This window comes from Nonomuraea sp. NPDC005650, assembly GCF_040605375.1.
Classification (GTDB): domain Bacteria; phylum Actinomycetota; class Actinomycetes; order Streptosporangiales; family Streptosporangiaceae; genus Nonomuraea.
Map to the genome: position 1 here is coordinate 1 of NZ_JBEXCR010000093.1, position 23912 is coordinate 23912.

At 68.8% G+C, this 23912-nt stretch carries 25 protein-coding genes and 2 pseudogenes; 12 read left to right on the forward strand and 15 right to left on the reverse strand.

The features are described from left to right. Nucleotides 1-276: 276 nt before the first annotated feature. Nucleotides 277-1161, forward strand: a complete 885-nt coding sequence (locus tag ABZS69_RS65560; RefSeq protein ID WP_355394845.1) for an ADP-ribosylglycohydrolase family protein — start codon at nucleotides 277-279, stop codon at nucleotides 1159-1161. A gap of 330 nt (nucleotides 1162-1491) precedes the next feature. Here the strand turns inward: ABZS69_RS65560 and ABZS69_RS65565 are convergent, their stop codons facing one another. Continuing rightward, the gene (locus tag ABZS69_RS65565) at nucleotides 1492-2283 is read right to left on the reverse strand and encodes an MBL fold metallo-hydrolase (protein ID WP_355394848.1); all 792 of its coding nucleotides are present in this window, start codon (nucleotides 2281-2283) and stop codon (nucleotides 1492-1494) included. 89 nt (nucleotides 2284-2372) lie between these two features. Here ABZS69_RS65565 and ABZS69_RS65570 point away from each other — a divergent pair, with 89 nt between their 5' ends. Next, nucleotides 2373-2972: a CGNR zinc finger domain-containing protein gene (locus tag ABZS69_RS65570; protein WP_355394851.1), complete on the forward strand. Its 600-nt coding sequence runs from the start codon at nucleotides 2373-2375 to the stop codon at nucleotides 2970-2972. 186 nt (nucleotides 2973-3158) lie between these two features. Further along, nucleotides 3159-3788, forward strand: a complete 630-nt coding sequence (locus tag ABZS69_RS65575; RefSeq protein ID WP_355394854.1) for a helix-turn-helix domain-containing protein — start codon at nucleotides 3159-3161, stop codon at nucleotides 3786-3788. On the opposite strand, the gene ABZS69_RS65580 is transcribed toward ABZS69_RS65575, so the two are convergent. Next, entirely contained in the window at nucleotides 3780-4652 is an 873-nt protein-coding gene (locus tag ABZS69_RS65580; protein ID WP_355394857.1) for an LLM class F420-dependent oxidoreductase, read from the reverse strand. The genes ABZS69_RS65575 and ABZS69_RS65580 overlap by 9 nt on opposite strands. A 74-nt stretch (nucleotides 4653-4726) precedes the next feature. Between ABZS69_RS65580 and ABZS69_RS65585 the strand changes: the two genes are divergently transcribed. Together ABZS69_RS65585 and ABZS69_RS65590 are read left to right on the forward strand one after the other, a co-directional pair. Next, nucleotides 4727-5329: a TetR/AcrR family transcriptional regulator gene (locus ABZS69_RS65585; protein WP_355394860.1), complete on the forward strand. Its 603-nt coding sequence runs from the start codon at nucleotides 4727-4729 to the stop codon at nucleotides 5327-5329. Nucleotides 5330-5375: 46 nt separating this feature from the next. Next, nucleotides 5376-6563: a cytochrome P450 gene (locus ABZS69_RS65590; RefSeq protein WP_355394863.1), complete on the forward strand. Its 1188-nt coding sequence runs from the start codon at nucleotides 5376-5378 to the stop codon at nucleotides 6561-6563. A 250-nt stretch (nucleotides 6564-6813) separates the two neighbouring features. On the opposite strand, the gene ABZS69_RS65595 is transcribed toward ABZS69_RS65590, so the two are convergent. Beyond that, complete coding sequence (locus ABZS69_RS65595; protein ID WP_355394866.1) at nucleotides 6814-8301, reverse strand: alpha/beta fold hydrolase; 1488 nt, start codon at nucleotides 8299-8301, stop codon at nucleotides 6814-6816. Nucleotides 8302-8778: 477 nt separating this feature from the next. On the opposite strand from ABZS69_RS65595, the gene ABZS69_RS65600 reads away from it, so the two are divergent. Next, a complete protein-coding gene (locus ABZS69_RS65600) occupies nucleotides 8779-9486 on the forward strand; it encodes a nucleotidyltransferase domain-containing protein (RefSeq protein WP_355394869.1) in 708 nt (235 codons plus the stop codon). Nucleotides 9487-9532: 46 nt separating this feature from the next. Here ABZS69_RS65600 and ABZS69_RS65605 read toward each other — a convergent pair whose 3' ends face one another. Both ABZS69_RS65605 and ABZS69_RS65610 read right to left on the reverse strand, forming a co-directional pair. Beyond that, nucleotides 9533-10747, reverse strand: a complete 1215-nt coding sequence (locus ABZS69_RS65605) for an ROK family transcriptional regulator (RefSeq protein ID WP_355394872.1) — start codon at nucleotides 10745-10747, stop codon at nucleotides 9533-9535. Between the two features lie 161 nt (nucleotides 10748-10908). After that, nucleotides 10909-11853 (reverse strand): cupin domain-containing protein, encoded by a 945-nt coding sequence (locus tag ABZS69_RS65610; protein WP_355394875.1) that lies wholly within the window; start codon nucleotides 11851-11853, stop codon nucleotides 10909-10911. 69 nt (nucleotides 11854-11922) lie between these two features. Between ABZS69_RS65610 and ABZS69_RS65615 the strand changes: the two genes are divergently transcribed. Then, nucleotides 11923-12486: a helix-turn-helix domain-containing protein gene (locus ABZS69_RS65615; protein WP_355394878.1), complete on the forward strand. Its 564-nt coding sequence runs from the start codon at nucleotides 11923-11925 to the stop codon at nucleotides 12484-12486. Between the two features lie 367 nt (nucleotides 12487-12853). After that, nucleotides 12854-14176: an aminoglycoside phosphotransferase family protein gene (locus ABZS69_RS65620; RefSeq protein WP_355394881.1), complete on the forward strand. Its 1323-nt coding sequence runs from the start codon at nucleotides 12854-12856 to the stop codon at nucleotides 14174-14176. A gap of 146 nt (nucleotides 14177-14322) precedes the next feature. Here ABZS69_RS65620 and ABZS69_RS65625 read toward each other — a convergent pair whose 3' ends face one another. Further along, nucleotides 14323-14502 carry a hypothetical protein gene (locus ABZS69_RS65625; RefSeq protein ID WP_355394884.1) on the reverse strand — a complete coding sequence of 60 codons (180 nt, stop codon included), beginning with the start codon at nucleotides 14500-14502 and terminating at the stop codon, nucleotides 14323-14325. Nucleotides 14503-14890: 388 nt separating this feature from the next. On the opposite strand from ABZS69_RS65625, the gene ABZS69_RS65630 reads away from it, so the two are divergent. Next, nucleotides 14891-15460 carry a dihydrofolate reductase family protein gene (locus ABZS69_RS65630; RefSeq protein ID WP_355394887.1) on the forward strand — a complete coding sequence of 190 codons (570 nt, stop codon included), beginning with the start codon at nucleotides 14891-14893 and terminating at the stop codon, nucleotides 15458-15460. Nucleotides 15461-15709: 249 nt separating this feature from the next. On the opposite strand, the gene ABZS69_RS65635 is transcribed toward ABZS69_RS65630, so the two are convergent. The 8 genes and pseudogenes from ABZS69_RS65635 to ABZS69_RS65670 all read right to left on the reverse strand — a co-directional run bounded on the left by ABZS69_RS65635 (nucleotide 15710) and on the right by ABZS69_RS65670 (nucleotide 20684). Then, nucleotides 15710-15922, reverse strand: coding sequence for a hypothetical protein (locus tag ABZS69_RS65635; protein WP_355394890.1), 213 nt, complete (start codon nucleotides 15920-15922; stop codon nucleotides 15710-15712). Next, a complete protein-coding gene (locus tag ABZS69_RS65640; RefSeq protein ID WP_355394893.1) occupies nucleotides 15919-16419 on the reverse strand; it encodes a hypothetical protein in 501 nt (166 codons plus the stop codon). Before ABZS69_RS65640 ends, ABZS69_RS65635 begins: the two co-directional genes overlap by 4 nt. Nucleotides 16420-16559: 140 nt before the next feature. After that, nucleotides 16560-17030 (reverse strand): annotated as a pseudogene (locus ABZS69_RS65645) (IS5 family transposase); the annotation flags it as partial. Nucleotides 17031-17033: 3 nt separating this feature from the next. Beyond that, nucleotides 17034-17348, reverse strand: a complete 315-nt coding sequence (locus tag ABZS69_RS65650; protein WP_355394896.1) for a hypothetical protein — start codon at nucleotides 17346-17348, stop codon at nucleotides 17034-17036. Then, nucleotides 17345-17785, reverse strand: coding sequence for a DUF6192 family protein (locus tag ABZS69_RS65655; protein ID WP_355394899.1), 441 nt, complete (start codon nucleotides 17783-17785; stop codon nucleotides 17345-17347). The genes ABZS69_RS65650 and ABZS69_RS65655 overlap by 4 nt, the downstream gene beginning before the upstream one ends. A gap of 598 nt (nucleotides 17786-18383) precedes the next feature. Then, complete coding sequence (locus ABZS69_RS65660; protein ID WP_355394902.1) at nucleotides 18384-19643, reverse strand: FxsB family cyclophane-forming radical SAM/SPASM peptide maturase; 1260 nt, start codon at nucleotides 19641-19643, stop codon at nucleotides 18384-18386. Between the two features lie 80 nt (nucleotides 19644-19723). Then, nucleotides 19724-19960 (reverse strand): hypothetical protein, encoded by a 237-nt coding sequence (locus ABZS69_RS65665; protein ID WP_355394905.1) that lies wholly within the window; start codon nucleotides 19958-19960, stop codon nucleotides 19724-19726. Nucleotides 19961-20219: 259 nt separating this feature from the next. Then, on the reverse strand, nucleotides 20220-20684 hold the full coding sequence (locus tag ABZS69_RS65670; protein ID WP_355394908.1) for a cyanamide hydratase: 465 nt from the start codon (nucleotides 20682-20684) through the stop codon (nucleotides 20220-20222). 229 nt (nucleotides 20685-20913) lie between these two features. On the opposite strand from ABZS69_RS65670, the pseudogene ABZS69_RS65675 reads away from it, so the two are divergent. Further along, nucleotides 20914-21240, forward strand: a pseudogene (locus ABZS69_RS65675) (MFS transporter); the annotation flags it as partial. A 70-nt stretch (nucleotides 21241-21310) separates the two neighbouring features. Next, a complete protein-coding gene (locus ABZS69_RS65680) occupies nucleotides 21311-22036 on the forward strand; it encodes an MFS transporter (RefSeq protein WP_355394911.1) in 726 nt (241 codons plus the stop codon). 65 nt (nucleotides 22037-22101) lie between these two features. On the opposite strand, the gene ABZS69_RS65685 is transcribed toward ABZS69_RS65680, so the two are convergent. Beyond that, nucleotides 22102-23085 carry a WYL domain-containing protein gene (locus tag ABZS69_RS65685; RefSeq protein ID WP_355394914.1) on the reverse strand — a complete coding sequence of 328 codons (984 nt, stop codon included), beginning with the start codon at nucleotides 23083-23085 and terminating at the stop codon, nucleotides 22102-22104. 136 nt (nucleotides 23086-23221) lie between these two features. Here ABZS69_RS65685 and ABZS69_RS65690 point away from each other — a divergent pair, with 136 nt between their 5' ends. Next, entirely contained in the window at nucleotides 23222-23617 is a 396-nt protein-coding gene (locus ABZS69_RS65690) for a RidA family protein (protein ID WP_355394917.1), read from the forward strand. Nucleotides 23618-23912 lie beyond the last annotated feature (295 nt).

Sequence of the window (23912 nt, forward strand, 5' to 3'; positions counted from 1 at the left end):
TGGAGTGACAGACCTCTTCTACAGCGGCTCCGCTGCTTTGTTCACTGTTCTTGACGAACAGCCCTCTCCCTTAACTGAACGGCGTTGGGGCTAGAAGTCTTGGCGGACGGCGCACTCGGCGCGGGCCCGCTGTTCGCCTGGACGCCGATGTTCCCAGCGGATTCTGGCTGCGTAGGCCTCCAAGCCTTCGACCTCTTGGCGTGCGGCTGACATCCTGAATCACTGAAGCAGCCACCAGTCGACATCCAGGCAGCCGTCTGCGAGGATGAGCGGCAAATGCTCCATGATCGTCTTCAGCGCTCCCGGCTTTCCCTTCTCGGACTCTCCCTCGGTGACGCGCTCGGATCCCAGTTCTTCATCCCCGGCAACCGTCACCATCTGTCCTCGCAGTCACTCCCGCCGGCGCCCTGGCAGTGGACCGACGACACCGAGATGGCCTGCTCCATCTACCTGACACTGGCCGTCCACCACACCATCGACCAGGACGCTCTCGCCGCCTCCTTCGCCAGACGGCACGACTTCGACCGCGGCTACGGCCCGGCGACCAACCGGCTGCTGCGTCTGATCCGCGAAGGCGGCGACTGGCGGACCCTGGCCGCGGACCTGTTCGACGGCGCCGGCTCCTGGGGCAACGGAGCCGCCATGCGCGTCGCCCCACTCGGCGCCTTCTACGCCGACGACCCCGCCGAAGCCGCCCGCCAAGCGGCGCTGTCGGCCACCGCCACCCACACCCACCCCGAAGCGGTCGCCGGCGCCATCGCGGTCGCTGTCGCCGCGGCGCACGCCGCCAGCGGGCCTCAGCCGCCGGGTCCGTTCATCGATCAGGTCCTGGAATACGTCCCGCCAGGCCAGGTCCACGACGGCATCCGGGAAGCACGCCACCTACTGACCGTGACCGATCCCGAGACCGCAGCGTACTTCCTGGGGAACGGCCGCACGGTCGCCGCCCATGACACCGTCCCCTTCACCCTCTGGGCCGCCGCCCGTCACCTCTCCGACTACCAGCAGGCCATTTGGACCACCGCGGCGGCCGGCGGCGACATTGACACCACCTGCGCCATCGTCGGCGGCATCACCGCCGCCGCGCTCGACCCCGACCACCTGCCCGACTCTTGGCGCCAAGCAGCCGAACCGCTCCCAGATTGGATCAACCCCTCGTAACAACAAGCCACGCGGTCACCGTGAGAGGTGCTGTTCGGCATGCTGCTTGATCGGCGTTGCCCCGCATGGCGTGGAGGGGCCACTTCGCCGCCTCAATCGGCCGGCCCGATGCCGGAGTAGAAGGCCACCCGTGCCGACGGGGTGGTCACAGCGCCGCCCAGGTTCTGGGCCGTCAGACCGACCTGTCGTAGCTGCGGGCCCGATACGAAGGCGCCGACACAGACCAATCCCGCCACCCGTCGGGGCGATGTTGCCGCCCATCGAGTGACCGACCAACACGACCGGGGTGTCGATGCTGCCGTTGGGCCGGGGATATCGCCGCCGAACGGCTCAGCCCTGGTGGCCCCAGTCCAGGCGGTCGGCGATGCCGGCAGTGGTGAAGGCGGCTGCCAACTCGTCGCGGCCTTCGGTGAAGTGGGCCCAGCTGTCGTAGTGGACGGGCACGACGCGGCGTGCGCCGAGGATTTCGGCGGCTTCTGCGGTCTGGGCGCTGTCGAGGACGATCGTCTTGCCGTCGAAGAGGGCGGGGAAGCGGGGGGCTCCGGCGAAGAGGATGGCGGTATCCACAGGGGCGAAGCGCTCGGCGATCTCCTGAACCACGTCGAGCGAGGCGTTGTCGCCGCTGACGTAGACGGTGGGCAGGCCCTCTGCGGTCAGGATGAAGCCGACGACCTGGCCGGTGATCGGCTCGACTGTCTCACGGGGGCCGGGGCCGTGGATGGCGGGAACCCCTGTCACGGTCACCATGCCGCCGTCGGGGCGGCTCAGCTCGATCGACTCCCAGTCGGCCAGGCCCGCGGCCTTCCCCCCGAGGCGCTGTCCGCCGCCGGGGGTGGTGAGGGTGAGCGGGACGTCGGCGAGCAGGGCCCGACCGGAGTGGTCGAGGTTGTCGGGGTGCTCGTCGTGCGAGAGCAGAACCACATCGATGGAGCCAAGGTCAGCGGGGGCCCCGGCGGAGGGGACGGTCTTGGTCAGGAACCGGCCGTCGGGGCGGGCATAGTCGCCGGGGGCGTCGAAGGTCGGGTCGGTCAGGAAGCGCAGGCCGCCGTATTCGAAGAGGGCGGTCGGGCCGCCGAAGACGCGGACCGGGAACTGGCCGGTCGTTGCGGAGAGAGAAGTCATGGAAGCAAACCTCACGGATAGACGTTGATGAACCGTGAGAACAATGTAGGCGTTTCTCACGGATTCGCGCAAGCCATACCATGAGGAGCATGAAGGAGACCGAGATGGCAGGACTCGCTCTGCCGCCCGCACAGGGCGAGGAAGAGCACCTCTCCCTCGCCCTCGCCAACAGCTCGCTCGCGATGCCCGGCGGGCACACGATCGACCTGCTGGGAACTCCTGCGCAGGCGAACCACTGGCTGACGGAACGCGGTCTCGCTCCGGTCGACGTCGGCATGCTGGAAATGTGCGCGACGCAACTGCGCTCGCTGCGCGAGCAGATCAGGTCACTGCTGGCCTCCCGCGCCGCGGGGCTCCCCGCCCTTCCCGCGTCCGTCGCCGCCATCAACGACGCGATGACCCGCGTCCCCACCGCCCCGCTGCTGCAATGGGACGAAAAGACCGGCCCCTATCGCGCCACCCCCCACCCCACCACCGAGATCGTCGACCACGCCATGGCGACCCTGGCCGCCGACGCGGCCGACCTGCTCACCAGCCCCGACGCCGAACGCCTCACCTCCTGCGGCTCCCCGCCCTGCAACCGCTACCTGCTCCGCCACGGTCGCCGCCACTGGTGCTCCACCCGCTGCGGCGACCGCGCCCGCGCCGCCCGCGCCTACGCCCGCCGCACCCAAGCCGCGACGGAGTAGGTTCCGAACGCGCGCCGGCCTGCGATAACGGCCGGGCCGACTCAGGTACCACCTTGGCGGGCTGACGGGAGCTTGGTCTGTCCGCCATTCCTTGATCCGCCACCTTCATACGGCCTGGAGGGACCGGTGCGCGTTGCGGCCGGCTTCACCAAGATGCACCTGACTGCAGGTTGCTAACCTGTCCAGATGGCCACCGACACCGAGCGCCCCCTGCGCGCCGACGCCGCGCGCAACGCCCAGCGCATCCTGCGCACTGCACGCGCAGCCTTCGCAGACCTCGGCCCGGACGCGCCACTCGAAGAAATCGCCCGCCGCGCCGACGTACGCATCAGAACCCTCTACAACCACTTCCCCAGCAAAGCCGACCTCGTCCGCGCCGCCCTCGACCAGAGCATCAACGAAGACCTCGCACCCGCCGTCGAACGAGCGCTCGCCGACCACAACCCCCTGCACGGACTCCTCAACCTCATCGAAGCCGCCATGAGCCTGGCCGCACGCGAACTCAACACCCTCGCCGCCGCCCGCAACGCCGGCACCCTCACCGCAGAGGTCTACACCCCGTTCTACGAATGCCTCACCACGCTCGCCCAACGCGCACAGGACACCGGCCGGATCCGCGCCGACCTCGTCCCCGACGACCTGCCCCGCATCATGGCCATGCTGACCAGCACCCTGTGGACCATGGACCCCGCCACCGACGGCTGGCGCCGCTACCTGGCACTCATGCTCGAAGGTCTAGCACCCGCCACCACCAGCCCCCTGCCGCCGCCGGTCACCCTGCTGAAGGAGCAACGGGCGGGCGACTGGTCACTCTGATCCCAGGGCGGCGCCGAGGCGTCGCCACTGCGCGCGGGGAAAGGCGCTGTTGGGGCTCAACGGGTCGGGGGTGAGGATCTGCACCGCGACGTGGTCGGCGCCGGCGGCGCGGTGCTCGGCCACCCGCCGCATGACCGCCTGCTCGTCGCCCCACGCGATCACCGCGTCGAACAGCCGGTCACTCGTGGTCGCCAGGTCATCGTCGGTGAAACCCAGCCGCCGCAGGCTGTTCGCGTAGTTGGGCAGCGACAGGTACAGCTGGAGCCAGTCGGTGGCGACGGCCCGCGCCTCGTCCCGGTTCGCGCAGAGGATCGCCGTCTGCTCGGGGAGTACGAGCGCGTCGGCGCCCACGGCCTCGCGGGCGCGGTACGTGTGCTCCGGCGTGACGAGGTAGGGATGCACGCCGCGGGCCCGTTGCGCCGCCACCTCCAGCATCTTCGGGCCGAGCGCGGCCAGCACCCGGCCCTCGACCGGCACCGGGGTCTCCGCGGTGTCCAGGCCGTCGAGGAAGGTGGTCATCGCCGCGAGTGGCCTGCGGTATCGGCCCGGTTCGGCCCCGTCGACCACCATCGCGTGGCTGACCCCGAGGCCCAGCAGGAACCGGCCCCCGGCGGACAACCGCGCGTACGCCGCGGCCGTCTCCGCCGGGGTGTGCATCCACACGTTCAGGATGCCCGTCGCGATGACCATCCGGCGGGTGGCCGACAGCAGGCGGCCGATCCGGTCGAACGCCGCGCCGCCGCCTTCGGGGATCCACACCGCGCTGAACCCCAACTCTTCCAGCTCCGCGGCGGCTTCCGTGATCTCGCCCGGGTCCCCGAAACCCAGGTGCATGCTCCACACGCCCACGCCAGTCAGTTCCATGGCATCCGAGGCTAGCAAAATCTTGCACATCGGGAAAACTTGTAAAATTTCCAAGATTTGGTAACCATGAAGCCATGACGCCACGACCGGGCCTCCGGGAGCGGAAGAAGCAGGCGACCCGTACGGCACTCAGCCGGGCCGCCTGGGAGTTGCTGGTGGAGCAGGGTTTGGCCGCCGTGACCCCGGAGAGCGCGGCCGCGCGGGTCGGCGTGTCCGCCAACACCTTCCGCAACTACTTCTCCTGCCGCGAGGAGGCGCTCGTCGAGGCGATCATCCCTCGGGTCGAGTCGATCGCCGACGCGCTGCGCGCCCGCCCGGCCGGTGAACCGGTGTGGGACAGCCTCGCCGAGGTACTGCCCGGCCAGGTGTCCGCGATGGTCGGCCGACACGAGGACGTCGCCGTACTGCTCCGGGTCACCAAGGAGAACCCGACCATCCTGGCCCAGCACCTCACCGCCATCGAACGCGTCAAAAGGCTGCTCGCGGAGGCGATCTACGAGCGCACCGGCGCCGACGACCTGCCGTCCCGGCTGCTGGCCGAGGCTGCCGGCGTGGCGGTCCACACCTCCATCGAGGCCTGGGCCACGGGCCACGGGTCCACAAGCCTGGCGCACGTCGTACGGGAGAGCATCGCGCAACTACGCGCCGGCATCCCGCTGGGCGACAGACGGAAATAGGTCGCGGCACCACATCTCGCATGTCCCCATCAAGGGAGGAAAGCGCATGTCTGCCCCACAATTGCCCCTCGACCGGCCCAACCCGCTCGAGGTGGCCCCCCTGTACCGGGTACTGCGTCGTGAGGCGCCGCTGGTGCGGGTGACCACCCCGGCCGGTGACCCGGCGTGGCTGGTATTGGGCTACGACGAGGCGAAGCAGATCTTCGGCGACCGGCGGTTCGGCCGATCCCACCCCGAACCGGAGAACGCCTCGCGGGTGTCGCAGTCGGCGCTCTCCGGTGGTCCCGGGGTCAACTACGAAACCGAGCAGCACGAGCACACCCGCCTGCGCAGGCTGCTGACGCCCGCGTTCTCCGCCCCCCGGATGCGGCGCCTGACCGAGTGGATCGAGGAACTGACCGACCGCTGCCTGGACGACCTGGCAGCCGCCGGTGCCCCGGCCGACCTGCACGAGAAGCTCGCGTTTCCGTTGCCGGCACTGGTGATCAGCGAACTTCTCGGCGTACCGCCGCAGGACCGCTCGCACTTCGGCCGGCTGTCGGAGCGGATCGGCATCCTGGACGACGCCGAGGTCACTCAGGCCGCGATGGCCGAATTCGTCGAGTACACCCATCGCCTGGCCGCCGCCAAACGCGCGAACCCCGGCCCGGACGTCATCTCCGACCTGGTCGCCGCACAGGCCGAGGACCCCACGTTCAGCGACGACGACGTGGCCCGCCTGGCCGCCGCGCTGATCTTCGCCGGCCACGAGACCACCGCCGCCCGCATCGACTTCGGTGTGCTCTGGCTGCTGTCCGATCTGTCCCGCCGGGACGCGTTCGTCGCCGATCCCGACGGCCGGGCCCAGTCCACGGTGGAGGAAATACTGCGGATGTCCGCCCCCGCCGGCCTGGGCCTGCTGCGCTACGCCCACGAGGACGTGGCGATCGGCGGTGTCACCATCGCGCGCGGCGACCTGGTCCTGATCTCCAACGACGCGGCCAACCGCGACGGATCGGCGTTCGCCGACCCCGAGGAGTTCCGGCCCGGCCGCAAACCCAATCTCCACCTCACTTTCGGCCACGGCATGCACGTCTGCATCGGCGCCAACCTCGCGCGCACCGAGCTGCGGACGGTGTTCCCCGCCCTGTTCCGCCGCTTCCCGACCCTGCGCCTGGCCACCGACCTCGACGACATCACTCTGCTCACCAACCAGCTCACCGGCGGCGTGGACAAGGTGCTGGTCGAATGGTGAGCCTGCCGGCCTCTGCCCGAGGCCCCCTGAAGTACGCGCGCCGGCGTGCCGAAAGCGCTACCCGACGGCACCCCGGTGTGGGTTCCCCGATGAGATGACCGCCGAGGGGTCGTCGGCGCGCGAGCGTGCCGGACCTTATCGCCCGCAAGGACCCGTACGGCCTCGCCTTGGCGCATAGTGGCGCGCGGCCCAGCGGCGCCGATGGGCGGGCGCCCGCGCGGCGCCCCGCCCATCGAGCGACGTCAGGACATCAGTGCAGCGGCCGGCCCGTCGCCGACAGCGGCCGCTCCTCCGCGGCGCGCACCGAGGCGGGCGGCTGCGACGGGTACTCGGGAGCGCAGCGCGCGCCGCTCGGCGGCAGCTTCAGGCTCGTCAGGTACGTCTCGATGTGGGTGCGGGCGCAGACGCTGTTGCGGTACTGGCCGTGGCCCACGCCGTCGTACTCCAGGACCCTGGTCTTGGGGAGCTGCGCGGCGACCGCGTAGTTCCACGCCTTGGGGGTGCCGACGTCGTGGCGGCTCTTGGGCAGCAGGGTCGGCCCGGTCCCGGAGACGTCCAGCCGGTGCTGCGGGTTGGAGACCGTGCCCTGCCAGTTCAGGCAGCTCATGACGTCCGACCAGAACGGCGAGAGCTTGGTGTGCGGGTAGAGCGCCTCCAGCCGCTTGCGGTACTGGTCGAGCTCCTGGAAGCCGCTGACCTGCCACTTCCAGTCGGAGCACCAGATGGCCGGGTAGGCGTAGTTGACGGTCTCCGCCTTCGGCGTGGCCGTGGTGCGCAGTTTGGCGGCGTTGCCGTCCGCGAGGGCCTTCACAGTCGTCGCCACGTCGAACCAGCTGCCCGCCGGGTCGTACATGCCGTCGAACAGGAACACGCGCAGTTGCTCGGCCGTGATCGGCTCCCCGGTCTGCGGGTCCTTCAACGTGCCCGCGGTCGCCCGGCGGTGCAGCCCGTCCCAGACGGCCATGGCGTCCTGGCCGTTGAGCGGACAGGCCTGCGTCTGGCCGCACCAGGTGGCGAACGCCTTGGCCGAGCCCTCGAAGTCGTCGGTGGTCGTCTGCAGGTAGCGGAAGGCGGAGGTGATGCTGTGGTCCATGTTGGAGTCGATCGCCATGGCCCGCAGATTGCCGGGGAACAACTCGGCGTACTGCTGGCCGACCTGGGTGCCGTACGAGATCGCGAAGAAGCTGATCTGCCGCTCGCCGAGCGCGGCGCGGATGGAGTCCACGTCCCGGGTGGCGCTGGTGGTGTCGACGTGGTCGAACACCGGGCCGGTCCGCTCGCGGCAGTTCTGCGAGAGCTTGGCGTTGTAGGCGAGCCAGGCCTGGTACTCGCCCTCGTTCGCCGGGTAGGTGGCGGGCGCCTGCTCCACCACGTCCAGGTCGCACTGGACCGGGTTGCTGCGGCCGACGCCGCGCGGGTCCAGGCTGACCAGGTCGAAGTTCTGCCGCAGCGCGCTCTCTGCGGGGATGGCGTTGCGCAGGATGAACGGGTTAATGCCCGAGGCACCCGGCCCGCCCGGGTGCACGATCAGCACGCCGGCCCGCTTGGCCGGGTTGAGCGCCTTGAGCCGGCCGATCGCCAGGTCGAGGGAGCCTTCCTCGGGCTTGGCGTAGTCGATCGGGACCTTGATGGTGGCGCACTCGCCTCCGTAGTCGCCGCACGCCTCCCAGGCGATCGGCTCGGCGCTGCGCGGGCTCGGCTCGGCGACCGCGACCCCCGTCGCCGCGGTCGCCAGCACCAAACCAGCCAAAAACGTACTTACTAATCTTTTTCGCATTAAATCCCCGTTTCGAAGGCTTGACCGTTTCAGTCCTGAGCCCAGGTTTGGAACGCGATCGAATCCGCTGCTACAGCCAGTCGGCGTGGGCTGCGCCTGGCGTGAGGCGACGACCCCGCTGCCGCTGCGACAGTTGCAAACATTGCGACTGCATCCCGCCCCCTCCCCCGTTTGCCAATCTCGCGACATTTGGCAGCAACCCTGGTCAGACTGAAGAGAAGATCGTTTCCGGACAGTACACAGTGCCTTTACATTCCGTCTACAGCGATCGACCCCACGAGCACGCCCTGACCCGTCGCGTCAGGCCTGCTGCCTCTGAAGGTCGGATATGCAACCGGGGCCGCATTCTCTGTGGGTGTGCTCTTGCGGTCCTCAGCGATCGCGACCACGGCGTGCCCCGTCAGCAGCCCCCTCAGCCCCGTGACCTAAGGACATCTCGTGACCAACACCACCAATAGCGTCCTGCTCGCCGGCATCGTCGGCTCCACCGCGTACGGCCTGGCCGGACCCGACTCCGACGTCGACCGGCTCGGCATCTTCGCCACCCCCACGCTGGCCATGGTCGGCCTCTCCCGGCCCAAGGAAAGCATCGTCCAGACGAACCCCGACCAGTCGCTCCACGAGGTCGGCAAGTGGTGCTCGCTCGCACTGGGTGGCAATCCGACCGTGATGGAGCTGGTGTGGCTGCCCGACAACCTGTACGAGACCCGCACCCCGCTCGGCGACCAGCTCATCGCCATCCGCGCCGCGTTCCTGTCCGGCCCGCGAGTCCGTAACGCCTACCTCGGGTACGCCACCCAGCAGTTCAAACGCCTCGACCAGCGCGGCGACGGCTCGTTCTCGGCCGACACCCGCAAGCGGACCAGCAAACATGCCCGCCACCTCGCCCGCCTCCTGCACCAGGGGCGCGAGCTGTACGAGACCGGCCGCTTGCCGATCCGGCTCCCCGACCCCGAGGCGATCCGCGCGTTCGGCGAAAGGGTCGCCACCGGCAACACCGAGGAGGCCCAAGACCTCCTGGCGGCCACCGAGAAGGCGTTCGACACCGTACGTACGCCGCTGCCCGACGAGCCCGACGCCGCGACGGTCGAAGCGTGGCTGCGCGAGGTCCGCATCGCCCACTGGGACCCACCGGCCGGCCACTGAACGCCACCAGGAAAAACGCTCAGTCGGCGCGGCCGTCCTGGTCCCATCAGCGCAGGGTGGCCAATGTGTCGAGGGGGTTGTCCAGGAGGTTGGCGAAGGCGAGTTCGGCGGCCCCGGCGAGCGTGGTGTCGTCATCGAGGGCCGTCACGGCCAGGCGGACACGTTCGCGCGACACCGGCAGGACATGCGCGTCGATCCGGGCGCGGACGCGTGGCGCGGCGCCCGGATAGACATCGCGGAGCATCCCGCCGAAGACCACGAGCGCCGGGTTGAACAGGTTGATGAGGTTGACGACGCCGACGCCGAGCCAGTCTCCGATACGGTCGAGGGCGTCCCGCGCGCGGGCGTCGCCGGTCCCGGCGAGGGCGACGACGGCCCGGATGCCGTCGCGTCCGACGAGTTCGCCGGACCGTCCCGCGTAGTCGAGCAGCGCCTCCTCCCCCACCTCGGCCTCCAGGCAGCCGCGCGACCCGCACAGGCAGGGCCGCCCGTCGAACGGGTTGACCAGCATGTGCCCGAGTTCGCAGCCGTAGCCTCCGTCGCCGTCCAGGAGTTTGCCGCCGACGATGATCCCGCCGCCGACGCCAACGTCCCCGTGCAGGTAGATGAGGTTGTCGACGTCGCATCCCGCGCCGCGCACGTGCTCGGCGATCGCGCCCAGGTGCGCCTCGTTGCCGACCTCGACGGGAAGCCCGAGGCCGAGCCCGGCGGCGAGTTCCGCGCCGAACGCCTGGTCCACCCAGCCGAGGTGCGGCCCGTACCGGACCGTGCCGTCGGCGCGCCTGATCAACCCGCAGTACGACGCTCCGACACCCACGCACAACGCGCCCGGACCGGCCCCGACGACCAGGTCGCGGCCGAAGGTGGCGAGGACGCCGACGACGTCCTCCAGGTCGACCCCGGCACGGGTGCGCACGGCCTCGCGGCGGTCGAGGACCCGGCCGCCGAGCCCGACACGGGCCGCGAGCAGCCGGTCCACGGCGACGTCGAACGCGAGTCCGTACAGCGTCCCCTGCTCGGGCATGACGACGATGGACGGCCGCCCAGCACGGCCCCGCCCGATGGGGGCGCCCTCGCGGACGAGCCCGGCGGCGGCGAGTTCGGCGGTCAGGTCCATGATGGTGCTGCGGTTGAGGCCCATCCGGCGGCTGAGCGCGGCCCGTGACACGGCCCCGTCTTTGTGTACGCGCCGCAGCACCTCGCTCAGGTTCCGCTGCCGCATCTGCTCCTGCGTCCGCGCGCCCGCCGCCGATCCCGTCATCCCCGCCAGCCTAGGCCGGGCCGGTACTTGTGAACAGCAGGACAGCCACCAGCGCTCATCTGCAAGTTGGAAACCCCACGTGCCCACGTGATCTCATCACTCGACTTCCCCGACGTCCTCGAACTTGACGCGGGTCCACATCCAGGCCGATGAGCGTTTACCTAAGCCGGTTCCGCGTACGTGATGTCGTACTTGGCGGCGATGGGGTTGAGTTTGACCGGGTCAAGATTTCCTCCGGTGGTGATGTGCGGCCTGGCCTCGATCAGGTCCTCGACGAAGCACTCCCATCCACCCGGCGAGGAGATCTGGATGACGCGTGGCGGCGGGGTGGATCCGGGGCGCAACGCGTGTGGCACGCCGTGAGGCAGCAGGACGAACTGTCCCTTGGTAGCCGTGTGCCTCTCGTCGTCGTACTCGACGACCAGTTCTCCGTCGAGCACGTAGATGCTCTCGTCGGCCTTGTGGTGGACGTGGCGTGGGATGGCCTGGGCCACCACCATCTCGAGTAGTGAGAGCCGTCCTTCGGTGTCGGTGGTGCGCACCTTGGCGCTGAAGGCCGGCGGGACCTGGATGCGGCCCAGGCGCGCCTCGCCGCGCCGCAACACGTGGAAACGCTCCTTGTCACCGTTCTCCTCGGTCTCGCCGTGCAGGTGGTAGCGCATGCCGTACGGGGCGCCGAGCTTGTTGATCTTTACCCAGTCCCGGCCTCCATCCTCGGCCACCAGCGTCTGCCCGGCTTCCGCGACGTCCTCGACGTAACGCTCCCAGCCACCCGGCGAGGACAGTTGCAACGCGTGCACCGGCGCTTCGGACAGGGTGCGCATGGCATGGGTCACGCCGCGCGGCAGCAGTGCGCACATGCCCGCGGTGAGCCGGTGCGTCCGTCCGTCGAAGTCGATCCCCAACTCCCCATCGATCACGTAGACGACCTCGTCGAAGGTGTCGTGCACGTGTGCGGGGATGTCGTTGTGCCCTCGATTCTCCATGAGGGTGAAGCGCCCCTCGGTGTCGGTCATGCCCGCCTTGACCGTGGTCCAGGCCGGCAGCGGCACGCGTCCTGCGCGCGACTCCCCGGCGCTCAACATGATGAAGCGATCCCTGGACATGCGATATCCTTTCCGGAGACGGATTCGGAATCCGATTCCGCTTAAACTATAGACCGAGGATCGTTCGGGATGTCAAAGCAATCTCCCCGCAAGCCGCGTACCGACGCCGAACGCAACCGCGGCCGCGTGTTGCAGACGGCTTGCGAGCTGTTCGCCGAACATGGGCCCCAGGTGCAGATGGCCGACGTGGCCAAGGCGGCCGGGGTGGGCGTCGGCACCCTCTACCGGCACTTCCCCACGCGCCAGGCGCTGATCGAGGCGGTGACGGAGCAACGGTTCGCCGAAATCCTGGCGTTCGCCCGCGCCCAGTGCCTGCCCGACCCCGACACGCGACGAGCGCTGACCTGCTTCCTGACCCGGATCGGTGAGGTGCACGACGAAGGCCGCGGGCTGTCCAGCGCGATCGAGGCGGCACTGGGCTCGACCGAACCGCGGGGCGAGGTGAGCACCGAACTCCTCGCCCTCAGTGAGACGCTGCTTGAGCGTGGACGGGCGGATGGCACATTCCGGGCGGACGCGAAGATCGCCGACCTCTACATGATCGCCGGAGCGGTGGCCGCGATCAGCCGAGACGCGATCGGCGACTGGCGGCGCTTCATCGACATCGCCCTCGACGGCCTCCGGCCACGATGATCCGCCTGACCGGCGCACCGTTGGCCCGCTCCACGCCTCTTCGCAGCGTTGGAAGCCGGCGTTCTACCTGCTCAAGGCCGAACGGGTCGGGTGCTGACCGCCGAACGCCGAGCACGTCAAAAGGCGTGCTCGGCCGTCCCGAGACCGACTGTGAGAATAGGCGGGTGCTGCCTCGGGACGCGGAGGTCATTCGCACGGTGCTGCGCGAGGCGGGGCAGCAGCCTGGCGGTGGGGGTGGCCCAGTGCACCGGGTCGGTGTCGTCACACCCGGACGGTACGGCCGATGGGATTATTCGTCGATGGCGCAAGTCATGAACGACGCCGGCGCGCTACCGCGTGAACTCCGTCGACTCCCGAAAGGTTGATCATGTCGTCCGAATCCGTGGAAGCCGTGCTGGTAATCGTCGACCACGACGGCGCCGTGCTGTGCGACCTGGCCGGCGGCAAGCCGGCGCTGCCGCGGATGCGGTTCGACGGCAGGTGGCCGCCGATGGACAGCGAGCTGACCGATCGCGTTCGTCGCGAACTCGGGCTGACCACCGTGGTCCTGGAGCCGTTGGACTTCACGACGGTGGTGCTGCTGGCGGCGGGCGGGGCGCGGCCGGTCTCCGCCGACGGGTTCGCGTGGCACGGTCATGATGAGGTGACCGGGCAGAGCCTGGTGCTCGACTGCCGGGCGGCGCGATCCCGGCCGCCCGCCTCCGACTGGTTCAGGCCCGGCTGGTTCGGGCGGGCCGAGGCCTACATCAACGAGGAGCTGAAGGCCGCCGGTCGAGTGCGGCTCGGCCCGAGCCGCCAGATCAAGCACTGGAGCATGTCCGCCGTGCTCCGCACGCCGACTGACCGGGGTGACCTGTATCTGAAGGCGGTCCTGCCGAGGCTGGCTCGCGAACCGGACATCACTCGGTACCTGGCGTCATTGCATATCTCGCCGTTCGCCACCATCACCGCGATGTCACCCGGTGACCGCTGGTGGCTCACCGAGGACTTCGGTGGCGTGGACGGCTGGGCGGTCTCCACGGAGCAACGTCGCGCATGCCTGGCGCAGCTGGTCCTGGTGCAGAAGGAGACCATTCACCGCCGGGACGAGCTGATCGCCGCGGGCTGTGTCCCGCTCACCCCGGCCTCGCTGGCCGACGGTGTGCGGTCGACCATGGCCCGCGACGACATCTGGCGGGCGCCCAAGCTTCCGAAGAACCTGGACCGGGCGCTGACCGACGAGGAGGCCGACCGGCTGGAGGCGCTGACGCCGTATCTGGTCGAGTGCGTCGAGCGTCTGGACGGGGCGGCTATTCCGGCGACGATCGTCCACCGCGATTTCCACCCGGGCAATGTGGTCGTGCGCGACGACGGGATCCTGTTGCACGACTGGAGCTTCGCCACCGTCACGAACCCGCTGTTCGATCTGGCCTCATGGCTGCTCGACGCGTCCGAGCCGGACGCCGCGACCTACCTCGACGCCTACTTCGCCGCCTGGGCCGACACCGTCGCTCCGGAGCGGATGCGGGACGCATGGCGCGCGGCCAAGCCGCTCGCCGCGGTGGTGGAGATGATGAAGTTGATCGAGCTGGCCGACCTCGTCGGGCCGGATCATGACTTCAACTGGCTGCCGATGACCTACGGTTGGGGCCGGCGGCTGCTGAACGCGGCCACCGACCCCGACCTGACCATCAACGGTTGGCGAAAGTAGATAGCGCTTGGCCGTGTCCTGGGTCCGCCGGTGCTCTGCCGTCACCACGGTGCGGACCGTCGGCTCCCATTCTCAGAGGGGGTTGCTGAACCTCGCCGTCGCTGTTGATCATGCGAGCGATGTGCCACCTGGTGACTCCGACGCGGCTATTCGGCTGAGGACGGCCGGTCCGAGTGCGGTCCCAAGTCGTGCCTGGTGAAGATGGCGATCAGCAGACCGACGGGCAGCCCAGCCTCGTGAAAGTGCTGGTCGAGATGAAGTTCATAGCGGTTGCGCCGACCAACGCGCTCACGTGTGAGAAAGCCCGCCTGCTGCAGGTCGGTCACGATGGCCTGAACCCTGCCTTCGGTGATGCTGGCTGTGTTGGGTTCTTCGGGAGGCGTTTGTCGCTGACTTCGGGAGGCGGTTGGGGGCCGATTCCTTGATCAATGTCGGTGAGTTTTGACGTCACTCCGGGCTGTCTGGGTGGCCGGGCGGTGGCTGTTTGGCGAGGATGTCGTGGAGGGGCAGTAGGTCTCGCAGGGCGCTTCGAGACCCGTTGCGAACCTGAACGCCCCGAGCGCCCGAATCGGTCGCGCGCTCGGTCTGCGGTCTGGTTCGCATCACGACGGTGTTGAGCAGGTGGGATCGGGCGCCGATGAGAAATGGCGCCGACAGTCGTCTAAGTAGACGTCCGGTGAAAACGCGCTGCGCGCATCAAGGGAGAGCAACGAGATGAGACCACTTCGATACTCGATCAACGTCACGCTCGACGGCTGCTGCCATCACGAGGCAGGGCTCGCCCCGGACGAGGAGTCGATGCGCTACTGGACCGCTGAGATGGAGCGAGCCGATGCCCTGCTATTCGGCCGGGTGACCTACGAGATGATGGAGTCGGCGTGGCGGAAGCCGGCCACGGACACGTGGCCTGACTGGATGGATGAGTGGCAGATCCCGTTCGCCGAGACCATCGACCGGGCGAAGAAGTACGTCGTGTCGAGCACGCTGAGCGCGGTCGATTGGAATGCCGAGCTGGTGCGAGGCGACTTCGGGCAAGCGGTTCAGCGGCTCAAGCAGGAGTCAGGCGAGGGCCTGTGGGTGGGTGGCGTGACGCTCCCCCTGGCGTTGGCAGATCTGGGACTGATCGACGAGTACGAGTTCCTTGTGCAGCCGGTCCTTGCCGGACACGGGCCGACGTTGCTCGCCGGTCTGCGCGAGCGCATCCAGCTCGAGCCCGTGGACCGCCGTGAGTTCCGGTCGGGGGCGGTCGCCCTGCGATACCGGCCCACGCGAGTTACGGCTTGACGTGATTTATCCTGGCACGTTGGCCGCTCCCTCGCGACGGAACGACGGCTCGGAGTCGCGTTGGCCGCGCTGGCCGTGCCCCCGAACGCGCGGACATATCGACGGGGGACATCGCCCCGAGGTGCCGGTAGCGGACAGGGCAAACGTTGCGAATCGCCGTATACAGCTCGACCTTGGTCGCCGATATGCGCATGGGGCCCCAAACGGGAGAAGCACACCGACTCTCCCACCGCAAGAACCCCACTGCCGTCAAAACTCGGCGACATCACCCCTCACCACACGAAGCCGCCTTCCCTGCCCCAGCAACAAACGCCTCCGCAACTCACGTACATAGCCAGTGATGCCCAGCGTGACAGCGATGTCGCGGATCCGTGCCTCTGGAGCGCGAGCGATCGCGATCAGCACGCGGGCATGGTGGGTGATGAACGTCCAGGTGCCGCAGCTGTCGTCGGTTGCGTTCACGGGGGTGCGGTCAGGCTTGGTAGCGGCGGGCGGCGGTGTCGGGGCTGGCATCCAGAACGGCAGCGATCTCGTCCCAGGTGGCGCCGGTCGCTCGGTCGTTCGGTCGCTCGGTCGGCGGCGACGGCGGCGGCGGCCAGGACGGCGCGGGCCTGGGCGAGCAGGGGCAGGGCGGCGGCGGTGTAGCCGGCGATGGGCCCAGGCTTCCAGCCGGTCTGCTGAGTGGGCGGGGCGAGGTCTTCGGCGTGCAGGTCCAGGGCAAGCTTCCCGGCTGCCTGTGCGAGGCGTTCGGCCTGGTCGCGGATGTGACGGCGCTGCTTGCGGGTGTCGTCCTGGCGTTGGTGGCGCTGGGTAAGGGGGCGCCAGCGTCTGGCGCGCGTGCGGCCGAAAGCCCACCGGCAGGCGTCGGAGCAGTACTTGCGGGGCCGTCCTCCGCAGCGGTCCGTTGGAGGGGGCAGCGGCGCCTCGCAGTTCAGGCACTGCTCGGTTCGAGATCCCATGAGGACGCTCACCAAAGGGGTTTCGTGGTCGCATGGCTGCGGATCAGGCTGTCTCGTTTGCTGGGTTGTGAGACAGGTCAGCCCGCACCGGCGCGGTCACGAAACCCTTCCCCAGGAGGTCCTGGCGCGGGAGCTGCGGGTTCGGCCGGGGTGACCATCACCATCACTTGAAGCCCATCCGGATCGACCATAAAATGTCGCTTCCTCCCATTGATGCGTTTTGCCGGGTCAAAGCCGCGAGTGGCCTTGCTGACCGTTTCCGATCCCTTCACCGACTGCGAGTCGACGATGAGGGTGACCGCACTAGGACAGCGGCCCTTGCGCAGCCGGATCGCGCGGCGCAGCTGGTCTCGGATCTGGCTGACCACCCCCTGCCGCGCCCAGCGCGCGAAGTGCCCGTAAATCGTGGCCCACGGTGGGAAGTCGGACGGGATCGCTCGCCAGGTGCACCCGTTGGCCACCAGATAACGAATCGCATCCACCACGTCACGGCGGTGATGCTTTTCCGGCCTGCCGCCGGTGGGAGTGTGACAGGCCGGGACCGGGAGAAGCCGCTCCAACAGCGCCCACTCGGCGGCACTGGTGTCGGAGGGGTAGCGTCGCGGGCGCATCACTCAGCCTCCAACCGGCGCATGACCGTTGGTCAGCATGTCCGGCGTGGACTGCAGGCTGGTGGCCTGGGCCAGGACGAAGCGGGCCCACCTGTCGTCGGGGTACTTCATGGCGTGCGGAGTGAGCGTGCCGTCGAGTAGCCGGCTGATCCGGGTCAGCGCGGCAGCGAACTGCGCTTTCTCGTAGGCCACCCAGTCGGCGGAATCGGCGGGAATTCGGTAGCCGCCCTTCGCGGTATAGACGAGCGGGGTCAGATGCTCGCGCGCGGCCACTTCCTTGATCCACAAGATGCCCTTGCGGACCTGGTAAGGGCTCATCCCCGCTGGCCGACCTCCCGCTTGGCGGCGTCCTGCGTCCACCGGTGGGTCTTGGACTTCTCGTGCCAGGGCGGGTCGAGGATCTTGGCGAAGCGCACGTCCTCGTCCGCGATCGCGGCCAGCGCCATGTGCACGACGTAGGGCACGCGATGCTGGCGGCGCTCCTTGGGCCAGCGCGAGGCCACCCACCGGTTGTCGAGCAGGGTGGCCAGCGGCATGTCCAGGTCTTCGGCGTACTGGGCCAGCGTCTGCCAGACGCCGAACGGCTCCTCGCCCGGGCCGGCGTGCGACCCGCCTCGCTGGCTGATCGGCTCGATCTCCAGGGCGAGATCGCCCAGCAGAAGCTGTGTTCGTCCCTGGACGGCGAGCTGCTCCAGCCCGTCGGCGACCAACTGCTCGTACCGCTCCTGCGTCACCTTCCCGATCATGGTGGTCATCGCGCCCCTCCTCGCGTCCGAGCACCCTTCTACGAGTGCTGGCGCGAAGTCTCCACCCGCACACAATCGGTGACAATGCCCTGGTTACAGACCTATCTCCGCCCGGCCATATGAGGACAATTCGCAATCAACGATCCGAAGAGAACACCGTCACCGTGACGCTGTTCTCACCGCCTCTGCGACGCCGCCAGCCGGCAGTCCGGCAACGCGGAGAGCAATAGATCGTGCCCACCGGATGATCCACACCCTCCAGCCACGACCGCGAGCACTCCGGACAAGCGATCGTCCGCTCCGGTGAGGCGTTCTGAATCACCCCAACCCTGGTCCGGATCCTCAGCAACAACCACCGCTGCCGAGCACGGCACGCATCCGAGCAGAACACCGCGTCCCGCCGCATCCACCCAGGCAGACGAGTCCCACAGGCCGGGCAACACCGCCCGTCCGTCACCGGCATGCCACCACACTGGCTCAACCCTCAGCATGAGCACCAGGACCCTCAGGGCCACGACCACCGCACCCACGTCCCCGACCCTCTCTCATGCCTTCCATTCATCCCGGGGACGGTGGTGTCCGAGATCAAGAGTTCAGCAACACCCTCTCAGCCTGTCTCCGCGCGCTCGGCCCTCAACCGTTCCACGTCGGTGAGCACCCGGTCGCGGATGTGGCAGATCAGTTTGGCCAGATCGGCGCAGTAGACGGAAGGATTGAGAAATCCCGAGCCGGCGCGGTATCGAGTGCTGTATTCGCCGGCCCCGCAGATATCCCGGATCGAGCAGGAAACGCAGATCGGCGACAGGCCGGCCACCCCTCGTTGCCGGGCGACGACGCCGGGAAGGAGTCGCACGTCGTCGAACGTGTCGCGAAAAACGTTCAAGCCGGTGTACGGGGCGCCCTCGTAGGCGGACTTCAAGGCGTCGCCGAGTTCGATGGTTCCGTCGCTTTCGACGACGATGAGCTGGAACGGGTTGAGCCCCAGCCCCTCGGTGTAGGCATGACCGCCGAGGCACGACGTCATGATGTTCTCGAAGAGCCTGACACCGGCGGGAAGCGGCACCGTGGAATACCAGCGTTCGAAGATCGGTATCAGCCAGTCCGCATACGCGGTGCCCCCGTCCCCGGAGGTCCATCCCGGTGGAGGAGAGGACCAATTGCCGAGCGGCAGCAGGAAGTCCACGGCCGGCGCCCCGGTGGCGAGCAGCGCCTCGTAGGTGGTCAGAGGGTCGTTCTCAAGGTCGATGGTGCACAGAACCAGGTCGAAGAGGTCACGGTAAGCGGGGCGGTTCAGCGCCTCGATGCCGCGCATCACCAGGTCATAGCTGCCGCGGCCGTTGGCGTATTTGCGGTGACGGTTCTGGCTTTCCCTGTCTCCGTCGAGGCTGACCGTGACACCGATGCGGTGTTCGCGCAGGACGTTCAGCAGTTTCTCGTCAGAGAGGAGCACGCCGTTCGTGGTGGTGACGAGCCGCAGCGGGACCTCGGGCGGCGCGGCGCTCCGGAACGCCCGCGCCGCGTACGCGAATTGATCCGCGCCGGCGAGCAGCGCTTCGCCGCCGTGCATTCTCACCGACGCGCCCTGAATTTCGTCGGCGTGAGCCCGCAGGTGCTCCCCGAGCCGGAAGGCGACCTGGTCGATCGTCTCGCGTGACATGGCCACCGGTTTGTTCTTCCAGCTCTGGTCGGCCATCTCGTACATGTAGCAGTAGTCACAGGCCAGGTTGCACCGGCCGTGGAATTTGAGCGCGAATTCCACGAAGGGCAGAGGGCGCCAGTTCGGATCCTCAAGCGCCTGATCGGTCACGTCCTGAGTCGGCCATTCGGCAGCTCGCTCTTTCACCTGCACGATCGGTAGCTCGATCACGATGTCCTTCGCCTCTCTGCCCTTCGTGTCCCAGCGGGCCGCTAAACGGCCCGATCAGCCACGGGAACGATTCCGCTCCGTCACCTGTTGAAAGTGCCGGCAGGACGGAAGATGTCGTCGGCGGCGGTCACCCGGTTGAGCACCGCGCCGAGCGCGCTGTTCTGGTCGGTGGACGCCGCGACCTCGGAGAGATTCGCCTGAGAGGACTCGGCAGCCGAAGCGGCACCGGCTGCTCCGACTCCGACCGCGGACGCCGCAGCGAACGCGGCAGCCGTCAAGGCCACTTTCCGTACGAGATTTCCTTCACGTTCCGACATGGCATACTCCTTTCCGTACGGCTGGACATCGATCTGCCGCCATCCCGCGGCCGGTGATGTCCTGTTTCGGTTGGGACTAAATCGAAATTGATCACGACAGCCGGACGGTACCGCACCACCCCTACAGGGTCGCTACAAGACCACTACACAGCCGATTCTTCGAGGCCCGGGTCATCAACCGCGCCGCCCGAGGCTGCATTCTCGCTGAGGCAGCTCCATGTTCGGCTTGTCCTGGCGGAGACCTCTGTTACCGTCCCGGTCAGGCGGGTGAAGGGCCTTCGAGGGGGTTGGCGGCGATCCGCGTGGCGAGGTCGTTGCGGACCGAGACGGCGGCGGCGCTGCCCGGCTTGCGCCTCGCCTGGTCCTCGAAGGACGCCAGGAAATCCCCGCCGAACCCCAACCGGGGATAGCGGGCAAGCATCTCCGCCCGCGCCTCCGCCGGGAATTGCCCGGCATGCCGCCCGACGACCTCCCAGCTTGAGGCGACCTGCAGCAGGTGCGCCTCGGGGTCGGTCGCCGCGGACACGTCCTCGCGCATGTGCAGCACGATGATCTTCTCGGCCCTGGCAGCTCGCTCCGTCGGCCAGCCGGCCACCGTACGGTGCGCTGCGCCGTACATCGCTCCCCAAAGGTAGGACCGGACGCAGTGGTTGAGCAGCACGGGTGAGTAGAAACGCCTGGCCACCGACAGCGCCGCCGCGGCAGCGGGGGTCTGCGGGAACATGAGCTCAGTCTCCCCCACACCCCGGCCTCGACCTCCGAGCCCGGACGCGTGTCGTGAGCGCCAGGCCCTGTGGCGCGGATGAATCAGGTTGCGGCGGGACTGGTGCCCCTGGTGAGGTACCTGCATGGACAGTGCCACTGAGCAGGTGCAACGGGCGAGGACAGGAAGAGACCGTACGATCACGCGACAACCGGCTCCATGGCACAGGCCGGCGGTGCTCGGCGCCCTGATGCTGGCCGCCCTCACCTTCAACACCGCGGAGAACCTGCCGGTCGGCCTCCTCGAGCTCATCTCCGAAGACCTACAGGTGTCCCTGTCAGCGGTCGGTCTCCTGGTCACCGGTTACGGCGTGACGGTGGCCGTCGCGTCTGTGCCGATCGCCCACGTCGTGCGGGCCGTACCCCGGCGTTATGTGCTCACGGGACTGCTGGCCGCGCTCGTGGTGTCCAGTCTTGTCGCGGCGCTGGCCACCTCGTACTGGCTGCTCCTCGTGGCGCGGCTGCTGACCGCGCTCGCCCAGGCGCTGTTCTGGGCTGTGATGGGGCCGGTCGCGGTGGGCCTGTTCGCGCCCGAGGTTCGGGGGCGGGTGATCGGGGGGTTGTCCGTCGCCGGCTCAGCTCGCCCTGGTGCTCGGCGTTCCCGCTGGGACCTGGCTGGGCCAGCAGAGCAACTGGCAGGTGCCCATCGCCCTGCTGGCGGCTCTGGGGCTGGTCTCTCTGGTGACGATCGCCGCCCTGCTGCCGACTTCGCGTCCGGAAGAAGAGCCCGCCGCCTACGCGACCGGTCCCGACGTGTGGCGGTTCGGAACGGTGCTGGCGGCCGGGACCCTGTCCGCCGCCGGGGCGTTCACGGGATACACCTACATCGTGACGTTCCTGGGCGACGTGAGCGGGTTCTCCCCGAGCACGGTCAGCGCCCTGTTCGTGGTTTTCGGTGTCGCGTGTCTGGCCGGGGTGAGCATCATTGGGGCGGTTCTGGACCGCTTTCCGCAGTCCGCGCTGGCCACCGCCGTGGCCACGCAGGCGGTGGGGATGCTCGGCCTGTACGCGTTCGGCGCTCATCCGGTGGCTGCGGTGGTGTTCCTCGTACTGATGGGCGGCGCACTCGGGCCGGTGTTCATGACCGCGCAGAACGCGATGCTGCACTGCGCGCCGGGCCGCACGGACATCGCCTTCGCGGCGAACTCCGGTGCCTACAACGCCGGCATCGCGGCGGGTGCCGCGCTCGGGGGGCTGGTCCTGTCGCTCGCCGATGTACGGGGCACCTTCCTCGCCGGTGGGCTGCTGACCGTCGGGTCGTGCGTGGCCCTGCTCGGCGGCGAGCTGCTACGTGGGCGCCGTCGTCCAGTGTGATCGTGCCTACGGATTGTGTTTCCCGGGGCCGTCGCCATCGGTCTGCCCGCAGAAAGCGACAGCTCTCAGGATGACACTCCGTAGCGGGTGGCGATCGCGGCGGCGCGGTCGCGCAGCGCGTCGCGCAACCACTGCGGGGCCAGGGCCTCCGCGTTCGTGGCGAGCTGCCACAGCGCCCATTCGGCGTGTCTCCGATCTTGGAAAGTGACTTCCAGCCGCAACCAGCCGTCCGCGTCGGCTTCTTCGGCTTCTTCGGCGAGAACGGCCAGTGCGGTGCCCACCAGGTCCTCCCGCCGCGCCGGATTCAGCCGTACCAGCACGGTGACCTGGTCGCCGCCGGTCCGAAACCGCGTGCTGCGTTCCTGCCAGGCCCGGTCCAGGTCGACCCGGTCCGGTCGCTGTGCGGGTTCGGCGAGCTCTTTGGCGGCCAGGATCCGGGACAGCCGGTAGGTGCGGTCCGCGCCAGACCTCGTGGCCAGCAAGTAGCCCCGGTCACGTACGGTGACCAGGCCGATCGGGTCCACCATACGCCACTGCGGGGTCTGGTCCACGGCCGCGTAGTGGATGTGCAGCTTGTGTCCGGCGAACACCGCACGCAGGACCTCGGCCACCACGGCGTCAGGCACCTCCTCATCGATCAGCCGGCGCGAGAGGAGATCGGTCTCCGGGTCGATGAGCAATCGCTCGGCCGCACCGGCCGCGGTGTCCCGATAGCTTTCGGGCAGCGCGTCAACCACCTTGAGCATCGCCGAGGCGAGCGCCGAGCCGAGGCCGAACGCCTGCGCGCCGCGCCGCGATCCGGCAACCAGCAGGGCAAGGGCCTCGTCGTGGTTCAGTCCGGTGAGCTCGGTCCGGAAACCGGGCAGCAACGCGAACCCGCCGTGCCGGCCACGTTCGGCGTAGACCGGGACGCCGGCTGCGGACAGCGCCTCGATGTCGCGCAGCACGGTGCGGGTGGAAACCTCCAGGTCGCGGGCCAGCGCGGCCGCGGACAGCCGACCGTGCTGGCGCAGCAGTAGCACCAGCGAGACCAACCGGTCGGCGCGCATACGAAAACGCTACCGGAATACACGACACAGGATGTCGTGATTTGTTGGGAGGCTCATCGACGCAACCAAAAAGATGACGGCTATCGAGCCGAGCGACGTACGTGATGTCGACGAATCGAATGGAGCTGATGTGGCAATGGAGCGAACCGCGGTCAACCCGTGGGCGTGGTCGGTGGAGCTGGGGTACAACCAGGGTGAGATCGTCTCCGGGCATGCCCGGACCCTGTACTGCTCCGGGCAGACCGCGATGAGCGGCGACGGCAAGCCCCAGCATGCCGACGACATGGCGGCGCAGTTGGCGCTGAGCCTCGACAACCTGGAGGCCGTGCTCGGCGAGGCCGGCATGTCCCTCGCGAACCTCGTCCGGCTCAACGTCTACACCACCGACGTCGATCGGCTCTTCGAGCACTACGGCGTGCTGGCGGCGCGGTTGGGCGCAGCCGGGGTGGCACCGTCCACCACGATGCTCGGGGTGACACGGCTGGCGATCCCCGACCTGATGGTCGAGCTTGAGGGAACCGCCGTCGCGTGATGCGGCCTCGCCGCCTCCGGCAGGCTGCCGGAGGCGGCACGACTGGCTGGTGCGGTGACTACGAACGTTCGACGGATCTGGTGACGTGGCGGGGTGAGGTGGGTGCTGGCGATCAGCGGTGACAGACGGCCTCCAGAGTGACGCCGTCGGGCCCTTCCCAGAACGTTGCGTAATAGGTGGGGCCGTATTGCGGGAACTCCTGCGGCTAGGGCCTGTTTTAGAAGTCGGGTGAGGAGTCTCGGGTGAGGGCTGCGTGTGCTCGCGATGCCTGAGCGGTCCAGATGGTGACGTCGGA